At 64.0% G+C, this 17,716-nt stretch carries 19 protein-coding genes; 4 read left to right on the top strand and 15 right to left on the bottom strand.

The genetic code is table 11. The features are described 5' to 3' along the window. From N4J17_RS11745 to N4J17_RS16610, 3 genes are all read left to right on the top strand, one after another. A complete protein-coding gene (locus tag N4J17_RS11745; RefSeq protein WP_198321396.1) occupies nucleotides 1-954 on the top strand; it encodes an acetylxylan esterase in 954 nt (317 codons plus the stop codon). Further along, nucleotides 951-1,679 carry an esterase family protein gene (locus N4J17_RS11740; protein ID WP_198321395.1) on the top strand — a complete coding sequence of 243 codons (729 nt, stop codon included), beginning with the start codon at nucleotides 951-953 and terminating at the stop codon, nucleotides 1,677-1,679. Before N4J17_RS11745 ends, N4J17_RS11740 begins: the two co-directional genes overlap by 4 nt. Before the next feature lie 437 nt (nucleotides 1,680-2,116). Continuing rightward, entirely contained in the window at nucleotides 2,117-2,365 is a 249-nt protein-coding gene (locus N4J17_RS16610; protein WP_198321394.1) for a DUF2442 domain-containing protein, read from the top strand. A gap of 42 nt (nucleotides 2,366-2,407) precedes the next feature. Here the strand turns inward: N4J17_RS16610 and N4J17_RS11735 are convergent, their stop codons facing one another. From N4J17_RS11735 to N4J17_RS11665, 15 genes are all read right to left on the bottom strand, one after another. After that, nucleotides 2,408-3,688: a cation:proton antiporter gene (locus tag N4J17_RS11735; RefSeq protein WP_198321393.1), complete on the bottom strand. Its 1,281-nt coding sequence runs from the start codon at nucleotides 3,686-3,688 to the stop codon at nucleotides 2,408-2,410. 9 nt (nucleotides 3,689-3,697) lie between these two features. Beyond that, nucleotides 3,698-4,417: a 3-oxoacyl-ACP reductase FabG gene (gene fabG / locus N4J17_RS11730; RefSeq protein ID WP_198321392.1), complete on the bottom strand. Its 720-nt coding sequence runs from the start codon at nucleotides 4,415-4,417 to the stop codon at nucleotides 3,698-3,700. After that, complete coding sequence (locus N4J17_RS11725; RefSeq protein ID WP_198321391.1) at nucleotides 4,414-4,875, bottom strand: hotdog family protein; 462 nt, start codon at nucleotides 4,873-4,875, stop codon at nucleotides 4,414-4,416. The genes fabG and N4J17_RS11725 overlap by 4 nt, the downstream gene beginning before the upstream one ends. Further along, on the bottom strand, nucleotides 4,866-5,666 hold the full coding sequence (locus tag N4J17_RS11720; RefSeq protein WP_198321390.1) for a beta-ketoacyl synthase chain length factor: 801 nt from the start codon (nucleotides 5,664-5,666) through the stop codon (nucleotides 4,866-4,868). The genes N4J17_RS11725 and N4J17_RS11720 overlap by 10 nt, the downstream gene beginning before the upstream one ends. Next, entirely contained in the window at nucleotides 5,663-6,853 is a 1,191-nt protein-coding gene (locus tag N4J17_RS11715) for a beta-ketoacyl-[acyl-carrier-protein] synthase family protein (RefSeq protein WP_198321389.1), read from the bottom strand. Before N4J17_RS11715 ends, N4J17_RS11720 begins: the two co-directional genes overlap by 4 nt. A gap of 140 nt (nucleotides 6,854-6,993) precedes the next feature. Next, entirely contained in the window at nucleotides 6,994-7,704 is a 711-nt protein-coding gene (locus N4J17_RS11710; RefSeq protein ID WP_198321388.1) for a class I SAM-dependent methyltransferase, read from the bottom strand. Continuing rightward, nucleotides 7,701-8,513, bottom strand: a complete 813-nt coding sequence (locus N4J17_RS11705) for a polysaccharide deacetylase family protein (protein ID WP_198321387.1) — start codon at nucleotides 8,511-8,513, stop codon at nucleotides 7,701-7,703. Before N4J17_RS11705 ends, N4J17_RS11710 begins: the two co-directional genes overlap by 4 nt. After that, nucleotides 8,510-10,882: an MMPL family transporter gene (locus N4J17_RS11700; RefSeq protein ID WP_198321386.1), complete on the bottom strand. Its 2,373-nt coding sequence runs from the start codon at nucleotides 10,880-10,882 to the stop codon at nucleotides 8,510-8,512. The genes N4J17_RS11705 and N4J17_RS11700 overlap by 4 nt, the downstream gene beginning before the upstream one ends. Next, nucleotides 10,879-11,460, bottom strand: a complete 582-nt coding sequence (locus tag N4J17_RS11695; RefSeq protein WP_232470149.1) for an outer membrane lipoprotein carrier protein LolA — start codon at nucleotides 11,458-11,460, stop codon at nucleotides 10,879-10,881. The genes N4J17_RS11700 and N4J17_RS11695 overlap by 4 nt, the downstream gene beginning before the upstream one ends. Before the next feature lie 4 nt (nucleotides 11,461-11,464). Beyond that, the gene (locus N4J17_RS11690) at nucleotides 11,465-12,412 is read right to left on the bottom strand and encodes an acyl-CoA synthetase (protein WP_277458273.1); all 948 of its coding nucleotides are present in this window, start codon (nucleotides 12,410-12,412) and stop codon (nucleotides 11,465-11,467) included. Beyond that, the gene (locus tag N4J17_RS11685; RefSeq protein ID WP_198321384.1) at nucleotides 12,409-12,714 is read right to left on the bottom strand and encodes a hypothetical protein; all 306 of its coding nucleotides are present in this window, start codon (nucleotides 12,712-12,714) and stop codon (nucleotides 12,409-12,411) included. Before N4J17_RS11685 ends, N4J17_RS11690 begins: the two co-directional genes overlap by 4 nt. Further along, nucleotides 12,711-14,042, bottom strand: coding sequence for an AMP-binding protein (locus tag N4J17_RS11680; protein ID WP_198321383.1), 1,332 nt, complete (start codon nucleotides 14,040-14,042; stop codon nucleotides 12,711-12,713). The genes N4J17_RS11685 and N4J17_RS11680 overlap by 4 nt, the downstream gene beginning before the upstream one ends. Nucleotides 14,043-14,060: 18 nt before the next feature. Then, nucleotides 14,061-14,735, bottom strand: a complete 675-nt coding sequence (locus N4J17_RS11675) for a hypothetical protein (protein ID WP_198321382.1) — start codon at nucleotides 14,733-14,735, stop codon at nucleotides 14,061-14,063. Continuing rightward, on the bottom strand, nucleotides 14,735-15,013 hold the full coding sequence (locus tag N4J17_RS11670) for a phosphopantetheine-binding protein (RefSeq protein WP_198321381.1): 279 nt from the start codon (nucleotides 15,011-15,013) through the stop codon (nucleotides 14,735-14,737). Before N4J17_RS11670 ends, N4J17_RS11675 begins: the two co-directional genes overlap by 1 nt. Before the next feature lie 185 nt (nucleotides 15,014-15,198). Then, nucleotides 15,199-16,761, bottom strand: coding sequence for a sigma 54-interacting transcriptional regulator (locus N4J17_RS11665; protein WP_198321380.1), 1,563 nt, complete (start codon nucleotides 16,759-16,761; stop codon nucleotides 15,199-15,201). A gap of 350 nt (nucleotides 16,762-17,111) precedes the next feature. On the opposite strand from N4J17_RS11665, the gene N4J17_RS11660 reads away from it, so the two are divergent. Further along, complete coding sequence (locus tag N4J17_RS11660; protein ID WP_232470148.1) at nucleotides 17,112-17,708, top strand: DUF938 domain-containing protein; 597 nt, start codon at nucleotides 17,112-17,114, stop codon at nucleotides 17,706-17,708. Nucleotides 17,709-17,716 lie beyond the last annotated feature (8 nt).

Genomic DNA, 17,716 nt, shown 5'->3' with positions numbered 1-17,716 from the left:
ATGCCGTTCAGCCATGCTTATCCGTTCGACCCGACCTACGGGTTTTCCCTCGACCAGTTGCTCCGGGTGGAAGCGCCCGACCCGCCGGAAGACTTCGCCGCCTTTTGGTCGGCACGGTATGACGATGCGAGAAACCTAGCGCCCCGGCCGGAACTCCGCCGCTGCGGCTGGAACCATCCGCGTTTCCAGGTATTCGACCTCTGCTACCGCTCGACCGGCGCGATCACCATCGGCGGGTGGGCGCTGGTTCCGGCACAAGGGGAAATCCGCCGCGGCTTCGTGGTCGGCCACGGCTATGGCGGCCGCGCCGGGCCCGATCTCGACCTGCCGTTCGCGGACGCCGCCATCCTGTTTCCTTGCTTCCGCGGCCTCTCCCGCAGTCGCTGCCCCGAGATTCCGGAAACGCCGGACCGGCATGTGCTGTGCGAGATCGAGGATCGCGACCGCTATGTCCTCGGCGGCTGCGTGGAAGACCTCTGGCTGGCCGTCAGCTCCCTGCTCGATCTGTTTCCCGAGACCGAAGGCCACATCGGCTACCTCGGCATCAGTTTCGGCGGCGGCATCGGCGCCCTGAGCCTGCCCTGGGAACCGCGCATCCGCAGGGCCCATTTCAACGTGCCGACCTTCGGCCATCAACGGCTGCGGCTGACCCTACCGACCGTCGGCAGCGGAGAATCGGTCCGGCGCTATCAGGCCTTACACGGTAACGTCATGGCAACCTTGGCCTATTACGATGCCGCCATCGCCGCACGTTTCATCGGAATCCCGGTGCACGTCGCCGCCGCTCTGTTCGATCCGGCCGTCGCGCCGCCCGGCCAGTTCGCCGTCTACAACGCGCTCGCCGGCCCGAAGGAGCTGTTCGTACTGGAGGCCGGGCATTTCGACTATCCCCGGAAACCGGAACAGGACCGATCGCTGTCCGCCGCCATCGCAGCTTTTTTCGAATTGCTATGAATCGGGAATATCACTGCTGGTACACCGAACGCCTGGGCCGAGACATGGAACTGCTGGTGTTCGGCCATGCCGGCGCCAAAGTCCTGGTCTTCCCGACCCGTGACGGCCGCTTCCACGAGTATGAAGACCTCCGGCTGGTGGACAGCCTGCGGCCCAAGATCGAGGCCGGCCACCTGCAACTGTTCTGCCTGGACAGCATCGACCACGAATCCTTCTATTGCTTCTGGCGCCACCCGGCCGAGCGCATCCGGCGCCACGTCCAGTTCGAGGAATATGTCCTCAATGAAGTGTTCCCTTTGATGGCCGCCAAAAACCCGCATCCCTGCACCATCGCGCACGGCTGCAGCCTGGGCGCGTTCCACGCCGTCAATATCGCCTTCCGCCACCCCCACCTGTTCCGCAAGGTGGCTGCCTTCTCCGGCCGCTACGACCTTACCCACGGCGTGGAACACTTCCGCGACCTGTTCGACGGTTATTACGACGACACCATTTACTACCACACCCCCTCGCATTTTCTCCCCAACCTGGAATGCCACTGGCGGCTCGAAGCGCTGCGGCGCATGGACATCGTGCTCGTAGTGGGCGGCGACGATCCTTTTCTCGACAACAACCGCGAACTGAGCCGGATTCTGTGGTCCAAGGGCATTTCCCACGCCCTCCATACCTGGGACGGGCGTGCGCACCAGGGGCATGCCTGGCGGAAGATGGCGCCGCTGTACATCTGAGACGAAGATCACGCGCTTTCCCGCTTGATGTTCGGTCGGCCTGTTTTCATGTGAAGGGATGATAGACAGGAGGACAGCCTGAGCAACCCGAGGCAGCTTGTCGAACGGCAGGCGGCGTGGTAATGGTGACCGCAAACTATACGAAAACGATTCAATAAATTGTTATGGCATTAGACACCGGAAAGCATATGCCTGAGATAGCAAGATGCTACGGGATAATCATTAAGCTGTTCTTCGGCGCCCCCACCGCATTTCCACGCCGTGTACGGTGAATTATGTAGGCCTGTTCGACCTCGAAACCCTTGAAATGATCGAAGGTGATTTACCAAGCCGAGCGAATAACCTTGTTATTGAATAAGGCATCCATGTACCAGAATGAACTGAAGGAAATGTGGGATAAGCAGGAGTTACATAAACTGCCACCACTATAATAGACAATGAAGTACCCAAGAGTAAAGTCAGTAAAGGCGGTAGAGAGTCATGCCTTGTTTGTCGGGTTTGATAATCAACAAAAGCGAAAGTACGACGTCACGCCATTGCCAAGTAAGGAAATGTTTTCACCTTTGACGAATCTCGCTTTGTTTAGATCGGTCCGGGTGGATGAGGGAGGGTATGCCGTCGTGTGGAACGGAAATATTGATATTAGTGAATATGAATTATGGAGACATGGGCAACCGATACCCTGATTCATCACGCCGTGGGACGCTCTCATCCTCGCTCCCCTGGGTTCACGCCTCAGGTGCGGTCTTCGGCAACCAAGCCCTCAAACAGGGGGTGGTCAGAACCGTGCTGACGATCGCCATCAGCACCAGCATGGTGAAGACGTTGCGGGAGATCACGCCGAGGTCGTAGCCAACGTTGAGCACGATCAGTTCCATGAGGGCGCGGGTATTCATCATGATGCCCAGAATGGCCGATTCGTGGCGATCGAGTCCTGACAGGCGCGCGGCGAGGTAAGCACCGCCGAACTTGCCCATGGTGGCCAGCAGGATGACGAGAGCGCACCAGCCCCATAGCTGCAGGGTGTCCAAACCGCCGATCTCGGTGCGCAAACCCGTGTAGGTGAAGAAGATGGGAAGGAAGAACACTGTGACGAAGTGCCCTACCCTGTCCTTCCAAGCTGCGCGTAGTTCCGCTTCGTCATGCAGCAGCACGCCCATCATGAAGCCGCCGAAGATCGCGAAGATCCCTAGTTTGTAGGTGCATATGCCGGCGAGGAATATCCCGGCCAGCAGCACACCAAGCTGGTTGCCCGTCAGCCCGGCTCCGGCTTTATGCAGCCGCCGCACCAGCCACTTCATCACCGGCCGCGCCACGAACCAGCTCAGCCCGACGAAGGCGGCGACCAGCCCTACTTTGAGCGCGAATTCGGCATGGGAGTATGCGGCAACGGTCAGCGCGGTGACCACGGCCAGCAGCAGCCAGCCTACCACGTCGTTGATCGCCGCCACGCTGATGGCGATGACGCCAAGTTTGTGGTCGGTCATACCGAATTCGATCATGATCCGCCCCAGGATGGGCAGGGCCGTGATCGAAAAAGCCGTGGCGACGAACAGCGCCGAAGCGATGCGGTCGGCCTCGGGCGACAGCAGCGGCGCGGTCTGATAGCCGAAGCCGAAGCCTAGCGCGAACGGCAACAGCAGGCCGGCGAGGGCCACGTTGCGGACCGCGCGGCGGTTGCGCCTTTCTTTCAGATGAGAAAAATCGAATTCGAGTCCGATCTGGAACATCAGCAGGATCAGGCCGAGCTGCGAGAGGATGGTGAGCGGTTCGGGCGGGGCGGAGCGGAACACGAATGTGAAGATGTCGGGCCAGAGCAATCCGAACAGGGAAGGCCCCAAGACGACGCCGCCGAGAATCTCGCCGACCACCGGAGATTGGCCGGCGCGAATGGCCAGGGCGCCGCCGAGCCGCCCGATCAGCACGATGACGGCGAGTTGCAGCAAGGTGAAGAACAGCAGGGTTTCGGCCGCGTGGACCGACACGGTGGTCGCGGGGGACGTGCTCATGGATGCCCTTCAGATGATGCCGCCGTTGATGGAGATGATCTGCCCGGTGATATATGCGGCGCGGTCGGAGGCCAGGAACGCCACCAGATCGGCCACTTCTTCCGGCCGGCCGGCCCGCTTCATGGGCACCAGGCGTTCAATAGCCACCCGGTCGAACACGCCTTCCGCCATGCCGGTTTCGATGATGCCCGGCGCCACGGCGTTGACGGTCACGCCCCGGCTGGCGAGTTCCAACGCCAGGGACTTGGTGGCCGAATGCAATGCGCCTTTGGCGGCGGAATAGTTGACTTGGCCGCGGTTGCCGGTGAGTGCTGCCACCGAGGAAATGTTGACGATCCGGCCCCAGCGCTCGCGGATCATCGGCATGACCAGCGGCTGGGTGAGGTTGAAGAAGCCATTCAGTGAAACGTCGATGACCCGTTGCCATTGGGCGGTTCCCATCGCCGGAAACACGGCGTCGTCGTGGATACCGGCGTTGTTCACCAGTACCTGGATGGGCCGCTCCGCACACATCGTACCAATGGCCTCAGCGACCGCCGCCGCGTCGCAAACGTCAAAGCCGATCGCTGTGGCGCTGCCGCTGGCATGGCGTATCGAATCCACGACCTGTTCCGCGGACTCGCGATGGCCGTGGTAATGCACCCAGACGTGCAGGCCGTCGGCGGCCAACCGGCGGCAGATCGCCGCGCCGATGCCCCCACTGCCGCCGCTGACCAGGGCCTGCCTCATAGCTTTACTCGTCCTTCACCTGCTTCCGCGTCCAGCCGCACCGCGAGACGCCCAGTCAGCAGCTCACGGCCATCCGTAGCCAGCAGACGGAATTGATAGAGCGCATCGTTTCCGTCGCCGGTGAGGCGTTCCACTTCGACCACCAGATCCCCGTCCAATGTATCCAGCCGGCGCACATGGAATTCGACGTCGCGCACGCTGACCAGGAAACCGCTACGCGGCGCATCCTCTTCTCCGGCCGATCGCAGAGCGCCGTGTACGGCGGTAGCCTGGGCCGCGTACTCGATCCCGCAGACCACCGACAACCGACCACCCGAGCGGAGCGGATTGCCGGGACTGAGGTGGCTGACGGCTACACAGCGCAACCGTTCGGCATTCCAGGTCAATACCCGATCCAACAGGCACATGGCGCCGGCATGGGGAATCCGCTGTGCGATCCAATCTCGGTCTAGCGGCATGGTGCGACCTCCAGTTCGAGACGCAATGGATCGAGATAATCGATGACGAGACGACACGGCTCGGCAAGCGCTAGCGCCCGCAGCAAGGGCAGCCCACGGCCGGCGGGAATGCTGCGCCGCATGGCTTCCAAGCCAGGTTCGCTGAGCCCGGTGCAAGGCCCCTCACCCAAGCCCACGGTGAGCTGCGCCACGCTCCGGGCCGTGGCTTCGGGCGCCAGCGCCAGCGCCAGGCACATGGCGCCACCGATCGCCCGCACGCGGCTCAGTGGATAAGGGTAAGGCACGTCGTAGGCAATGAGCAGGCACGGCTCGCGACTCTGAGCAACCTGCGCCATGGCTTCGAGGAGGCCGGCGCCGAAGCTGGCGTCGAAGGCGCACAGGCTGGTCGAGGGCACCGTGGCGCCAAGCGCTATGCCCCAATAGCCGGACGGGGCGTTGTGTACCGAATTGTGAAACCGTGTCGGCGAAATCTGCCGGTCGTCCGAGGCGAGCGCTTCACAGATGACATGGCAATTGTCGCCATCCCCGCCCGACGAGGTGAACACTGTCGCAAGGGTCGTGGCATCGCGGCCGGAAGCCTCCATGGCCTGCAACCCTGCGGCCAGAGCGAGCTTGATCGACGTCCCGGCGCGCCGCCGCTCCGCCGCCGGCAGGCAGGTCGGCGCCGGCACTGGGGTCGGCGCAGAGGGATCGGCCTGGCCCGTCTCGATCAGCCTCCGGAATTCTTCAGGGCTGGCGAAACCCGGGCCGATTGCGCCTATGCCTTCGATAAGGCAGTGAAGTAGGGTCATGTCCGTCCGAACACCAGCGCACAGTTGGAGCCGCCGAATCCGAACGAATTCGACAGCACGGTCTCCAGACGTCCATGGCGGCAGGAACGGACATAGTCCAGCTCAAATCCCCGCTCCAATATTCCCGTATTCACGCCCGCAGGCATGAACCCGTGCCGGATCGCCAAGAGGCTGATGACAGCCTCGACGGCCCCCGCCGCCCCCAGGGTGTGGCCGGTCGACCCCTTGGTGGAACTGCACGCTACCGCATTGCCGAAGATCGCATGCACGGCCAAGGCCTCCGCCGCGTCGTTGGCGCGGGTGCCGGTACCGTGCAGGTTGATGTAACCGATACGCTCCGGTGGCAAGCCGGCCGATGCCAGCGCCGCGCCGATCGCCGCCCTGGCGCCCAAGCCCTCCGGATGCGGCGCCGACATATGATAAGCGTCGCTGCTTTCGCCGATACCGAGCAGAAACAGGGCCTTGGGTCCGGCATCGTCCGGGGTCCGTTGCAGCAGGGCAAAAGCCGCCGCCTCCCCGATCGAGATGCCTTCGCGGCGGGCGTCGAAAGGCCGGCAAGGCCGGGGCGAAAGCAGCTCCAGCGAATTGAACCCGTACAGCGTGGTCAGGCACAGCGAGTCGACGCCGCCGACCACGGCCGCGTCGATCAGCCCGGACTGAATCATGCGGGCGGCGTTGCCGAAAACCTTGGCGCTGGACGAACAGGCGGAAGACACCACCACCGCCGGTCCCTCGATACCGAAATAGTCGCGGACGAAAGCGCCGGCGGAAAAACAGTTGTGGGTCCCGCCGTAGTCGAAATCCGCCGGCAAAGCCCCGCTGGACGGATCGCGCCGGCGGTAGGCCAGCTCGGTTTCCATTATGCCGGAGGTGCTGGTGCCGATGAACACCCCGACGCGGCGTCTCCCGAACCGTCCCACCGCCTCGCGCACCGCTTCCGTGAAGCCGTCCTGTTTCAGACCCAGCAGGGCGAGACGGTTGTTGCGGCAATCGAAGGCGGACAAACGCCGGGGAATAACGACCTGGTCGACTCCCGCCACCTCGCCGACGAAGGTATCCAGGGCGACGGTTTCGAACCGGCAGGGCGCCAGTCCGGTCAACCCCTGCTGCAGGGCATCGCACGTGGCTCTACGCCCTCGCCCGATGCAGGTAGTCAGGGTGAAATCGGAAATCAGCAGGGGCGTCACAGACAGCAGATTGTCCGCTCGAAGGCGGGAGTGACCGGAAGAGGAACTATTTTGGGCCGATGGGTTGCGGGCGGCCGAATCCCGAAATGGTGCACGAAACCCTTGCCTTGGTCTTTGGACATACCCTTTGCGCCGAGACACTAGCCCAACCGGGCCGCCAGCAACACATTGGCAAAGGGCATTCCTTGGCTCATCGGGATCGCTTCCACACGGAACCCGAGCTCTTCGAGCAGACTGCACCAGGCCGGCAAGGGGCGGCAGTATAACGCCGGTAGGCGATGTCCGCGAAGGAAAGTCACTAGCCGGTCCACCCAGAAGCTCACCAGGAACGGCAGCCCGGCTCCGGCATCTCCCACCCGCAGCAACAGCACGCCGCGAGGAGTCAGAACGTTGCGGATGCGGCGCAGGAGGGTTTCCTGATCCGGATACGCCATGTAATGCAGCACATCCAGCACCACCACGGCATCGGCAATGCCGAAGTCGGCAAGGCGGATGTCGCCCTCGATGATTTCGGCCCGTTCCAGCAACGCTTGTCTGGCACGAGCGACATCGGCCGGCATCAGCTCGATGCCCCGTACGCCGTCGAGCCGCGGCGGCGGCGCCCAGTCCGGCGGCCACAAACCCGCCTCGTGTAAGGCGCGCGCAGCCAGGAGCAGCGACGCCAAGAGCCCCTGGCCACAACCCAGATCCAGCAGCCTCGCCTTTTCTGGCAAAAGATTACGTTCGAGCAAGGCAATGAAGACCGGATCGGACTTGAGCTTACCGCGGGCGAAATGCCAGGCGAAACGCCCCGCCCGGCGGTAAGGCGCGGCGGCGACTTCGACGAGCAGCCGTTTGAAAGCTCGGATCATGGGCAGGCGGCGCGCAGGGTCACGGGACGAAGCCGCCGTTGCCGGATGGCCTCGAGGAGCGGCGGCAGCACTTCCAGAATGACAGGGCGGCCGCCCCGGGTGCGGGCGGCGTTGCCGTCATGCAGCAGCAGGATGTCCCCGGCCCGCAGCCGCCGGGTCAACGCGGCCAGCACGCGCCGCGGCTGACCGCTGCGCGTATCGAAGCCGCGGCGGGTCCAGCTCACCAGGGAAAGGCCCAGCCGGGCCAGGACGGGATCGAGCAGGGGATTGCGCAGGCCCGCCGGCGCCCGGAAGAACTGGGGCGGTGTTCCGTAAACCGCGGTGAGTGCCTCCTGCGCCAGACGCAGTTCGCGCTCGAAGCCGCTCAGCCCGCATAACGAAAACATATGGCTATGGCTGTAGCTGTGGTTTTCCAGGGCATGGCCCCGTGCCGCCATCTCTGCGCAAAGCTCGGCTTGTTCCCGGACTTTGCGGCCTATGCAGAAAAATGTGACCGTCGCTCCGTAGACTTCCAGGATGTCCAGCACCTGGGGGGTCACTTCCGGATCGGGCCCGTCGTCGATGGTGATGGCCACCTCGCCGCGTGCCGCCGCCGCCGCCGGCAAACGCGTGATGATGGGGCCGAGCAGCCGGCTGTGTGGCCACAGCCCCGCCGCTGTCAACAAGACATGGTTCGCAGCAACCGCCCCTAGCGCCGCGAGCCAGTCATCGGGCCGCCATAAAGCCAGCACTGACGCGGCCGCGTGGAAACCCATGGACGCCTTGATGCCGACCGACGGCGTCCAGCGCCCGGCTTGCCGTGGCTTCATGGCATGCACCCCTCGTCCGGTTTCCAATACATCGCCGAAATCACCAGGGCCAGAAAAGTACCCGGCGCCACCATCACCCCGATCGCGCTCAGAACCGGCACCGAGGAACCGGCCAGCAGGCCGAATATGGCCACCGTGGCGAGATTCGCCAGAGTCAGCGAAACCAGGGTCCTTCCCAGGCGGGGCCGGACCGTGGCGCCAGCCTGGGCGAGGCGGTCGAAAAACAGGCAGTAATTGGAACCGATCGCCACCGCCAGCATCATCCCGATGAGATGCAGCATGGTCAGCCGATGCCCGCCCGTCACCAGCGCGGCGGTGACCAAGGCCAGCGCGGCGGCGAGCGGAAGGCAGACCCGCAGCACCCTCCACGGCGAACGCAGGGAGAGGGCCAGCAGGAGCACGATCGCCCCCGCTCCGCCGGCGGACAGCCGGGTCGCCTCGCTCAGATAGCCCTGATAGAGGCGGTCCGTCTCGGCCTTCAGATCGAGGAAAACGGCTTCCTGAAGCTCGGACAATGCGGCACGGATCCGGGGTGCGTCCACGCCCGGCCCGGACGTTTCTGCAGGAGCACGCAACGGCAGCAGGGCCGTCCACCCCCAGCGGCCCCGCATCAGCAGCGAATCCACCGCAAACGCGAAGCGCGTACCCCGCAGCTCCTCGGCGCTCAGCAGCGGCTCCGCGCGGGTGGCCTTCACGTCGGCGAAGAAATTCTCGAAACCTCCGGGACGTACCGGCAGCCCTCGAACCGCCGCCGCGAAGCGTTCGCGCAGCACGCCATCTTCCGGCAAGGCCGCGCGCCTAAGAGCTTGGGTCCGCCGGCTGGGGAGGTAATTGGATGGGCTCTGGAAGCCGGCGATGACGCCTTGCTCGACCAGTGCCGCCAAATGTGACGACACCCGTTCCGCAGCCTGCAAGGCGGCTTCGGCGTCCTGCCCGCCCACCACGACCAGGTAACCCGCGTCTGGCGCGCCCAGGTCGGCCCGAAGCTCGGCATCCAGGCGTTGGGCTTCAAGTGGAACCGGACTGAGCGCACTGAGCTCTTCATTCCACACGCTGTCGCGGTGCAACCACAGCATCCCGCTGGCCAACACGGCCGCCGCCGGCACCAGCCACCGCAGCGGCCGCAGTCTGGATACCAAGAGAATCAGCAGCTCTCCCGCCCCGCTGAGATCGCGAATCCGGAACCCCCGAGGCAACAGCCTCGGCAATACCCAGCGGGTGACGGCGGCCGCGGCCAGCAATCCGGCGATCGAATAGACGCCGAGCTGCGAAAAACCGGGGAAGCCCGACAAGGCCAAAGGCAGGGCGCCACACACCGAGGTCATGACCCCTAAGCGGATGGTCGGCCAGTACAGGTCGAACCAGCCCGGGCCCTTCTCCTCCCGCCGCCGCTCGCCGGTCTGGACGAACAGATAAATGGCATAGTCCACCGCCTCGCCGATCAGCGTCGCCCCGAACCCGAGGGTGATCCCATAGACCATACCGAAGCCCAGACTCACGGCCGCAATACCGGCCAGGGCGCCGGTCGCCACCGGCACCAGGCCCAGGAGCAGCGCCGCGAGCGAGCGGTACACGGCGAACAGCAGAACGGCCACGGCGACCGTGCCGAACGCCGACAAGCGGATAGCCTCGCCCTTGATCCGATCCCGGGCCTCCACAGTGAACACCGCGGGGCCCGACAGGATCAAGCGGGCATCCCCCACCCCTGCCTCCCCGACGGCCGCGACGAAGGCGGCGCGTATGGATGCGAGCGCCCGCTCCTGGGCATCCGTGTCCGATCCCGCCGCGCGGATTTGAGCGAGCAGCAGCGCACGCTGGCGGTCCCGTGACACCCACACGCCGCTGGCGGTTTCCGGGTGCGCTTCGGCCCCCAGGCGATCGAGGATGCCCAGCAGTTCGCCCGTCGGATCGCTCGGCAGCAAGGACTTGGTCATCAATCCCCCTGAAGAAGCGAGCCGGTCGATGGAAACGCGTACCGCACTGCGCAGTCCCTCTTCCGTGAATCGCTCCGGCGTCACCGAAGGGCTCAGCAGGTAACGCCGGCGGAACAGCAGCTGTTGTTCCGGCTCGCGCTCGGCCGCCGCCCCATTGCTCACCGCCGAAAACTCCGCATCGTGCCGGAGCCGCTCCGCCATGCGCCCGGAAATGAGAACACGGGCGGAATCGGTCGCCCCCTCGACGGCGATCAGGACCAGCCGCGAGGCCGGCCCTTCTTTCAACTGGTCGATCAGGAGCTGCTCGCTTGCGCTCGGCCGGCTCGGCAAAAATGCCGACAGATCGGTCGCGAGCCTCATACGGCCTGCCGCCACCGCGAACACGCCGAGCGACAAAAGCCAGACGATGAGCGGCCAGCGGTGCGTCACGGTCATCGCTGTGCGATTTCCCGGATCGACATCACGGAATAGTCGCCTCCGGGCAGGTGGATTTCGACCCGGTCGACCTTACCGTCAAAACCGCCGATGCGAAGGTAGGCGACCCGTTCGGCCACTGCCGGTGTCGAAGGCACCAGCAGCAGCGTCCAACGGCCAGCGTCGCCGTTGAGCGACAGACGGTAGAGCTTTTCCAGGGCGATGCGATCGCCCAGCAAGATGGAGCGGATACTGCCCACCAGCGCGGCGATTTCGGGATATTCATCCAATCCTGCGCTGCGGCGTTCTCCGCCCCGCTCCAGGCTGAGCCGATCACCCTCCAGCACCAGGCGTTCGCTGACGGGCCGGACCGTCCGCTTTTCCAGCCGATCCGGCTTGACGAACGTCAGTTCACCCGAGGATTCCACCGGTTCGGTCAGTATCGAGACATACTTTCGTTCCACGAATTCGGCCCGTCCGGAATGCCTGGCGGCGAGCGCCTCCATCAGTTGGGCGACACCCCACGGCCCTGCCCGCACCTCCGTGGCGACGCAGCTCAACATCAGACAGATGACGGTGATTCCCGAACGAAATCCCATGAACCTAACCTGCGCCACCGGTGCGCGCGTGTCCCGCGGCCCAGAAATCGAAAAAGTTGAACCAGTTGTAAGGATGCAGCCGGCACAGCGTCTCCAGCCGTTTCACGTAGCGGGCCATAGCCGCCCCCGCTACTTCGGACCGGTCGCCGGATCCATCGGAGAAGTCCTCGAGCCTTTCGAAATGAAGCTCGTAACGGTTTCCACCCAGATGGATCCCGGCCATCAACAGGACCGGCCGCTTCATCAAGGCCGCCAACCGCAAGGGACCGGTCGGAAAGTACGCCAACTCGCCCAGGAACGGCAACTGCCGGGCAGGCTCGGAACCCAGGCTACGATCGCCCAGCATGCCGACGATCTTGCCACGATTCAGCGCTTCTCGCAGGCGCAGCATGGAATCCAGCCGTCCCAGCGGAATGACCTCGCCGCCGCGGCCGGGCGCGATGGCCGCCAGCATGGCATTGATCTTGCGGGCATTCTCCTCGTACATCACCATCGCGGACTCCAGTCCTGGACGCTGTCTGGCCAGCGCCCGCAGCACCTCGAAACTGCCGAAGTGCGCTCCGAGCAAAAACGCGCCCCGCCCTTCCGCTAGAACCTGCTCCATCACTTCCTCGCCGATGACACGGATGTCGAAACGGTCGAACTCACCGTTGAGCAGATACACGCGGTCGTGAATGGTCGAGGCGAAGCGGAAGAAATGGCGGTAGCAGTCGGAGAGCCCGGGAGGCCGCTCCAGCACCCGGCGCAGATAGTTACGTGACGCGCGATGGGCGCTGGGTGCGAATAGCAGAAAATAGATCACGATGAGGTGAAGAACCAGGCGCCCGGCCCGCCGTCCCAACCGCAGCGAGATCCATACCATGATCCGCAAAAAGAACATGTTGCTGCGCTCAGGCCGTTCCGCCCAGTGCGAGGCGGCGGCCGGCCCGCGCGGCGAGAACGGATCGCTCATCGGAGAACCAGGATTCCGCTGGCGACGGCGCGGCCATCGGAGACGAGACCGAACCGGACGGCGCCCTGCTCATCCAGCCGGTATTCCAGCGACACCTCGGCGCCGGGCGCGAGCGGCGCCGGGAACTTGGCGACCGACAGACGCCAGCCGCAGAGATCGATCGCCAGCGCCGATTCGAGGCGGCTCAGGATCTCATCCAGCAAAACGGCGCCGGGCACCACAGGAAATCCCGGAAAATGCCCGTCGCAGGCCGGATGCTCTGCCGGTATTTGGAACCCGACGCTGCCTGCGGCCGTGCTCACGAAGCCTCCCTCAGACTGTCCGAGAACGCCTCCAGCGCGCTTCGGGGTAATTTCCCCGTGGCATTGCGCGGAAGGCTGGCGACCAGATACAAAGGACGCGGCAGGAAAGCGGGATCGAGCCGCTCCCGGAGGGCCTGCATCAAGCCCGTACGGGTCAGGTCGGGGGCGACGGCATAGGCCGTCAGGCGGGTCACCGCCCCCAGCGAGTCTTCATCCGGCATGACGAAAACCGCGTCCACGACACCGGGAATCGAAGTGATCTGGTGATTCAGATACGCCAGGGAGGTGCGTTTGCCGGCAATATTGACCAGGTCACCGGAGCGCCCGAGCCAGACGAAGCGCTGCGGGGACTTCAGTGCCAGCACGTCATCCAGCCTCACCTCGCCCGAAACATGACCGCCGCGCACCCGGAAGCCGTCCTTGGCCCGGATGATGGATACCCCGGGAAACGCCGTCCACTCGGGTCCCTCGACCGGCCGTCGGGTCGCGAGCTGGCCGGCCTCGGTGCAGCCGTAGATTTCCAGCAGGGGCGCGCCGAAACGGGATTCGGCGGCCTGGGCGAGCTGCGGCGCCAGAGGAGCTGTGGCCGAAACCAGCAGTTCGATGTGTGGCAGGCTCCCATCAATGTTCAAAAGAGCACGCAGGTGGAAAGGTGTGGTGACCAGGACCACGGCGCCCGGCAATTGCGTGATTTCCGCGCACACGTCCGCCGGATAGAACGGGCGGGTGGAGGAAAACGCAGCGCCGTTCTGGAGCGGCAACAGCACCGTGGATTCGAATCCGTACATGTGCTGCGCCGGCACGGTGCCGAGCAAGGTGTGACGGCCTTGCGCGATTCCGAGCCGTTCCCCTTCGGCACGGGCGCTCCGCACCAGATTCGCCCATGTCTTGGCATGCGGCACGGGCGTCCCGGTGGAGCCCGAAGTGAGGGCGACCGCCGCGATCTGACCGGCATCCGCCGCCGGTATCCGGTCTATGCCCAGGGGGATCAAATCCTCCGGATACAGCCAGACCGGCAGATCCAGATCGCGGGTCGGATCATCGGTCAGGCAATAGAGGTTGGGGAACGAAGCGGCGAGTTGCTGCACGGTTTCCGCAGTCAAGGTCGGCGGCAGCAGACTGACCTGCCGACGTAGCAAGGCCGCGGCGAATACCACGGCGAATCGGTAACGGTCCGCGCAGTCGTTCAGCAGATAGGACCGCTCCGGCAGCCATCCAGCCAGGGCCGCGGCCTCACCGAGAAATTCCCGGACGGTGATCGCGCGCCCCTTACGGAAGGCAACGGTGTCATCCAGGGATGGATGTGTCAGGAAAGGGAAATCGGCCATCTGCCGCATCCGCTGGATTCATCCTCGTCCCGCTTCGGTGACAGCCCCGCCGGGCCTGGACGATGCCGTGAACGAGCGGAAACCGGCCAGAATCGAGGCATGCGGAAAATCCGGGAGCACCCGCAAGCGGATGCGGTATTCCGCCACGAACATCGCCACCGCCAATGGCAAGTTCACGAAATTAGCGAAAACCGACCAGGCGTCGATGGAAACCAAGAAAAACAGCAGCACAGAAACGGCCGCAACGCCGCCGAAAAAAACCGTCCAGGCCACTGTCACGGCACGCGAATACCGCTCCACCTCGGGAGGCAGAGCACCGTGAACCGAACGTGCGAACCGCGTGCACAATGCCTCACGCCCCCCCAGGAGGGTACTGCCAAATCCCCAGCCCAGGAACAGATTGATGCCGATATGCTCGGTAAGATAAACATAGAGCACCTTCTCGCCCGGCGCCAGTCGGTCCGGAGACAACCACAGCAGCGCCAGCAGACCGGCACCGGCGCCGACCAACGAATAGCGCCAACGTGACCGCCAAGCGACAGCCCCCGCCGCCATCGCAACCGGAGCAAGAGGGAGCCACGCCACCAGCGAACTTCCCGGATGAACGGCTGTGAGGTAATGATTGAATGCGGCATAGGCCGCCAGAGCAAAACCGGCGAAGAACCAGGACAGTGCCAACCGCGCCCGGCACATCAGCATTCGACGCGGTTGGCCGCGATGTGCTGGCAAAGACTGCGCAGCGAACCGAAAATGCGGACATTGTCCTCATTGTCCGCCCTCAGCTGGAACCCGTAGCGCTTGGAAACGACCAATGCGATCTCCAGGATGTCGATCGAATCCAGCCCCAGCCCCTCGCGGTACAGCGGTGCTTCGGGATCGACCGACTCCGGGCTCACATCCAGGTTCAAGGTGGAGATGACCAAATCGGCCACTTCGCGCTCGAGCGTTTCGTCCGGGAACGTCGTCGCCATCTTTCCGTGATTCAATGGATGAGACATAAGCTGTTTGAACAAAAAGAGTCGAAATTATAGGGGTTTCCCAAAGAATTTTGCATGACTGCGGGAATCCCAGACAATCGAAAGCACGATTCAGGCCAGACCATACTTTGCCGCCGGCCAGCCTACCGGAAACAGCCGCCCCGGGGCGGTGACGGCTGTCACCCGCGGAATTTGGCTGGGTCCATGCCATAGGCGCTCAGTTTCAAATATACCGCCCTCGGCGTCAGTTCCATCCATTCGGCGACTGCGTTCACGCTACCCCGGGCGCGCCGCAACGCCTGCTCCAGATAGGACCGCTCGAGACGCTCGAGCGTCTGCCGGCGGAGCGCTTTCCAAGACTGCCCGCCGACCGCCGGATCGGCATCTGGCAGAGGCACGTCGGTGATCTCCGGCGGCTGCGCGAACAGCACCGCCTTCTCCAGGATGTTTTCCAGTTCACGCACGTTGCCGGGCCAGGCATAGGCAAGCAGCCTGCTCATGACCTCCGGGCTCACCGAATTCACGGGCTTGCCGTAGCGTCTGCTCAGGCGCCCGAGGATCAGGCCGACGAGGTGCGGCAAGTCCTCGGGCCGCTGACGCAGCGGCGGAATCACGATCTTGACCACGTTGAGCCGGTAGTAGAGGTCCTGCCGGAAGCGGCCTTCGGCGACGGCCTTTTCGATGTCGCAATTGGTGGCGGAAATGATGCGAGTATCCACCATCAGCGTTTTATGCCCGCCCACACGCTCCAGTTCACCTTCCTGAATGACCCGCAGGAGGCGCGTCTGGATCGCCGGCGTCAGCGCGTCCACCTCGTCCAGGAACAGCGTGCCGCCATCCGCCCGCTCGAAATATCCGCGGTGAACCTCGACCGCCCCGGTGAAAGCGCCCTTCTCATGGCCGAACAGCACACTTTCGACGATTCCTTCGGGAATCGCACCACAGTTGACCGCGACAAAGGACTCCTGGCAGCGCTCGCTCATGGCATGGATGGCCCGCGCCACCAGTTCCTTACCGACGCCGGTCTCGCCATGGATCAGCACTGTGGCCGGCGTCGGGGCGACCGTTTCGATCGCCTGCAAGACCGCCTGCATAGCCGGCGACTTGGCGACGATAGTCGGCGGCCGGGTCGAGCCGCGGGAATGTCGGTGGGCATTCATCTGGCACCAGATCCGGTGCATCTGCTCGTCGATGCGCGCCTGCAGCGCGTCCATGGCCCGGCGGTCACAGGGCGGCGGCGGCGCGAGGTATTCGGCCCCTTCCACCTTCCCGGCGACCCGCGGGTCGAGATGGATGTGGACTTCACAACAGGGATCACCCATGGCTATGCGCCTGGCCAGCGTCACTTTGGCGTAACCGAAATTCCGGGCGGCGATCCCACCGAACACACTGGACGTCATCCGGCACAGTTCCGGAGAGTTTTTGACGCCCTCACCGAAAGGACAGCGCTCGTTCACCACGCGGATGCAGCCGGCCTCTCGGGAGGCCAACGAAAACTGGCCGCCAATATGGTTTTTCAGCCCCACGACCAGCTCCGCATAACGCTTGGGGTCCAAGGCCCCCTCCACGGCATATTCCTCCCGGAAAGCCTCCTCGAAAAAACGGGCTGCACTACGTGCAATCCGGTCGATCAGGCGTTCGGCAGGCGCCAGCCCGGCCTCCTCGCAGGCATGCATCAGTTCCAGAACGAAAGTCTGCAGAAAGCCGATGGGGGTCAGTTGAGAAAAACTTGTACCTTGCATGGGGGAACAAAAAAACCATGGCGTACCGTGGAACGCAAGCGTGTCGCAAGCTCCCAACCCGAGAGGCGCCGCGCTTCGAACGGCCATAAGGCTACCATGTCACAGGAGAAGGATTGAAAACATATTTCAATCATTGAAATATATTTTCTGCTCGAGGCCCTCTGTCGCTTCATAAGCGAATGAATTTATTCGTGAACGGACTTGGCACGTCCTCTGCACCAAGGCTCACGCGCACGCCCGGGTGCTTAGGCTGGCATACCGTTCGCGACCGTTCGACAATTCCCCAGGAGAATCCCTGAAGAATGTATTCGGAGAGACCACCGCTCGATCCCCCACCGCTCAGCCCTGATATGACCAGGACCGGCTCGCGGAACCGCGACGCCATCCTCGACGTCCTGAAAGGCATCTTTCCCCGGGAAAAAAGCGATGTGCTGGAACTCGCTGCGGGCACTGGGATGCATGCGCACTATTTTGCGCAGTATTTCGGCCATATCACGTTCCATCCTTCAGACGGTGACGAAAACCTGCTGCCTCATATCGAAGAGCTGACCCGGCAAAGCGGCCTGGCCAACGTCGCCCGCCCACGCAGACTGGACCTGAGGCAGCCGCACACCTGGCCGGATGGCGAAGAATTCGGCGCCATTTACTACATCAACGTCGTCCAGACCGCCCCGGTTTCGATCGTCGGCAGGATCATGCAATGCAGTTCGAGGCTACTGGCGGACGGCGGCTTCCTGTTCGTCCATGGCCCGCTCCTGGATTACGGCCGGTTCATATCCGCGTTCGACGAAGAATTCGACCGCCTGCTGCGGTCGGTCGGACAAAACGGCTGGGCGCTGGAAGACATCGCCGAACTGCACCGCGCCGCCGGCAGACACGGGATGCGGCTGGATGATGAGATCGATATGCCTTCCAATGACTTTGCTTTGATTTACCGCCGGGCTTGAGCCCTTGT

This window comes from Methylococcus capsulatus (assembly GCF_036864975.1).
Classification (GTDB): Bacteria; Pseudomonadota; Gammaproteobacteria; order Methylococcales; family Methylococcaceae; genus Methylococcus.
This window is presented reverse-complemented; position numbering and strand designations above follow the sequence as displayed.

Coding starts and splice junctions, on each gene's coding strand:
- N4J17_RS11745 (WP_198321396.1), top strand. CDS start 1: ATGCCGTTCAGCCATGCTTATCCGTTCGACCCGACCTACGGGTTTTCC.
- N4J17_RS11740 (WP_198321395.1), top strand. CDS start 951: ATGAATCGGGAATATCACTGCTGGTACACCGAACGCCTGGGCCGAGAC.
- N4J17_RS16610 (WP_198321394.1), top strand. CDS start 2,117: ATGAAGTACCCAAGAGTAAAGTCAGTAAAGGCGGTAGAGAGTCATGCC.
- N4J17_RS11735 (WP_198321393.1), bottom strand. CDS start 3,688: ATGAGCACGTCCCCCGCGACCACCGTGTCGGTCCACGCGGCCGAAACC.
- fabG (WP_198321392.1), bottom strand. CDS start 4,417: ATGAGGCAGGCCCTGGTCAGCGGCGGCAGTGGGGGCATCGGCGCGGCG.
- N4J17_RS11725 (WP_198321391.1), bottom strand. CDS start 4,875: ATGCCGCTAGACCGAGATTGGATCGCACAGCGGATTCCCCATGCCGGC.
- N4J17_RS11720 (WP_198321390.1), bottom strand. CDS start 5,666: ATGACCCTACTTCACTGCCTTATCGAAGGCATAGGCGCAATCGGCCCG.
- N4J17_RS11710 (WP_198321388.1), bottom strand. CDS start 7,704: ATGATCCGAGCTTTCAAACGGCTGCTCGTCGAAGTCGCCGCCGCGCCT.
- N4J17_RS11705 (WP_198321387.1), bottom strand. CDS start 8,513: ATGAAGCCACGGCAAGCCGGGCGCTGGACGCCGTCGGTCGGCATCAAG.
- N4J17_RS11700 (WP_198321386.1), bottom strand. CDS start 10,882: ATGACCGTGACGCACCGCTGGCCGCTCATCGTCTGGCTTTTGTCGCTC.
- N4J17_RS11695 (WP_232470149.1), bottom strand. CDS start 11,460: ATGGGATTTCGTTCGGGAATCACCGTCATCTGTCTGATGTTGAGCTGC.
- N4J17_RS11690 (WP_277458273.1), bottom strand. CDS start 12,412: ATGAGCGATCCGTTCTCGCCGCGCGGGCCGGCCGCCGCCTCGCACTGG.
- N4J17_RS11680 (WP_198321383.1), bottom strand. CDS start 14,042: ATGGCCGATTTCCCTTTCCTGACACATCCATCCCTGGATGACACCGTT.
- N4J17_RS11675 (WP_198321382.1), bottom strand. CDS start 14,735: ATGTGCCGGGCGCGGTTGGCACTGTCCTGGTTCTTCGCCGGTTTTGCT.
- N4J17_RS11670 (WP_198321381.1), bottom strand. CDS start 15,013: ATGGCGACGACGTTCCCGGACGAAACGCTCGAGCGCGAAGTGGCCGAT.
- N4J17_RS11665 (WP_198321380.1), bottom strand. CDS start 16,761: ATGCAAGGTACAAGTTTTTCTCAACTGACCCCCATCGGCTTTCTGCAG.
- N4J17_RS11660 (WP_232470148.1), top strand. CDS start 17,112: ATGACCAGGACCGGCTCGCGGAACCGCGACGCCATCCTCGACGTCCTG.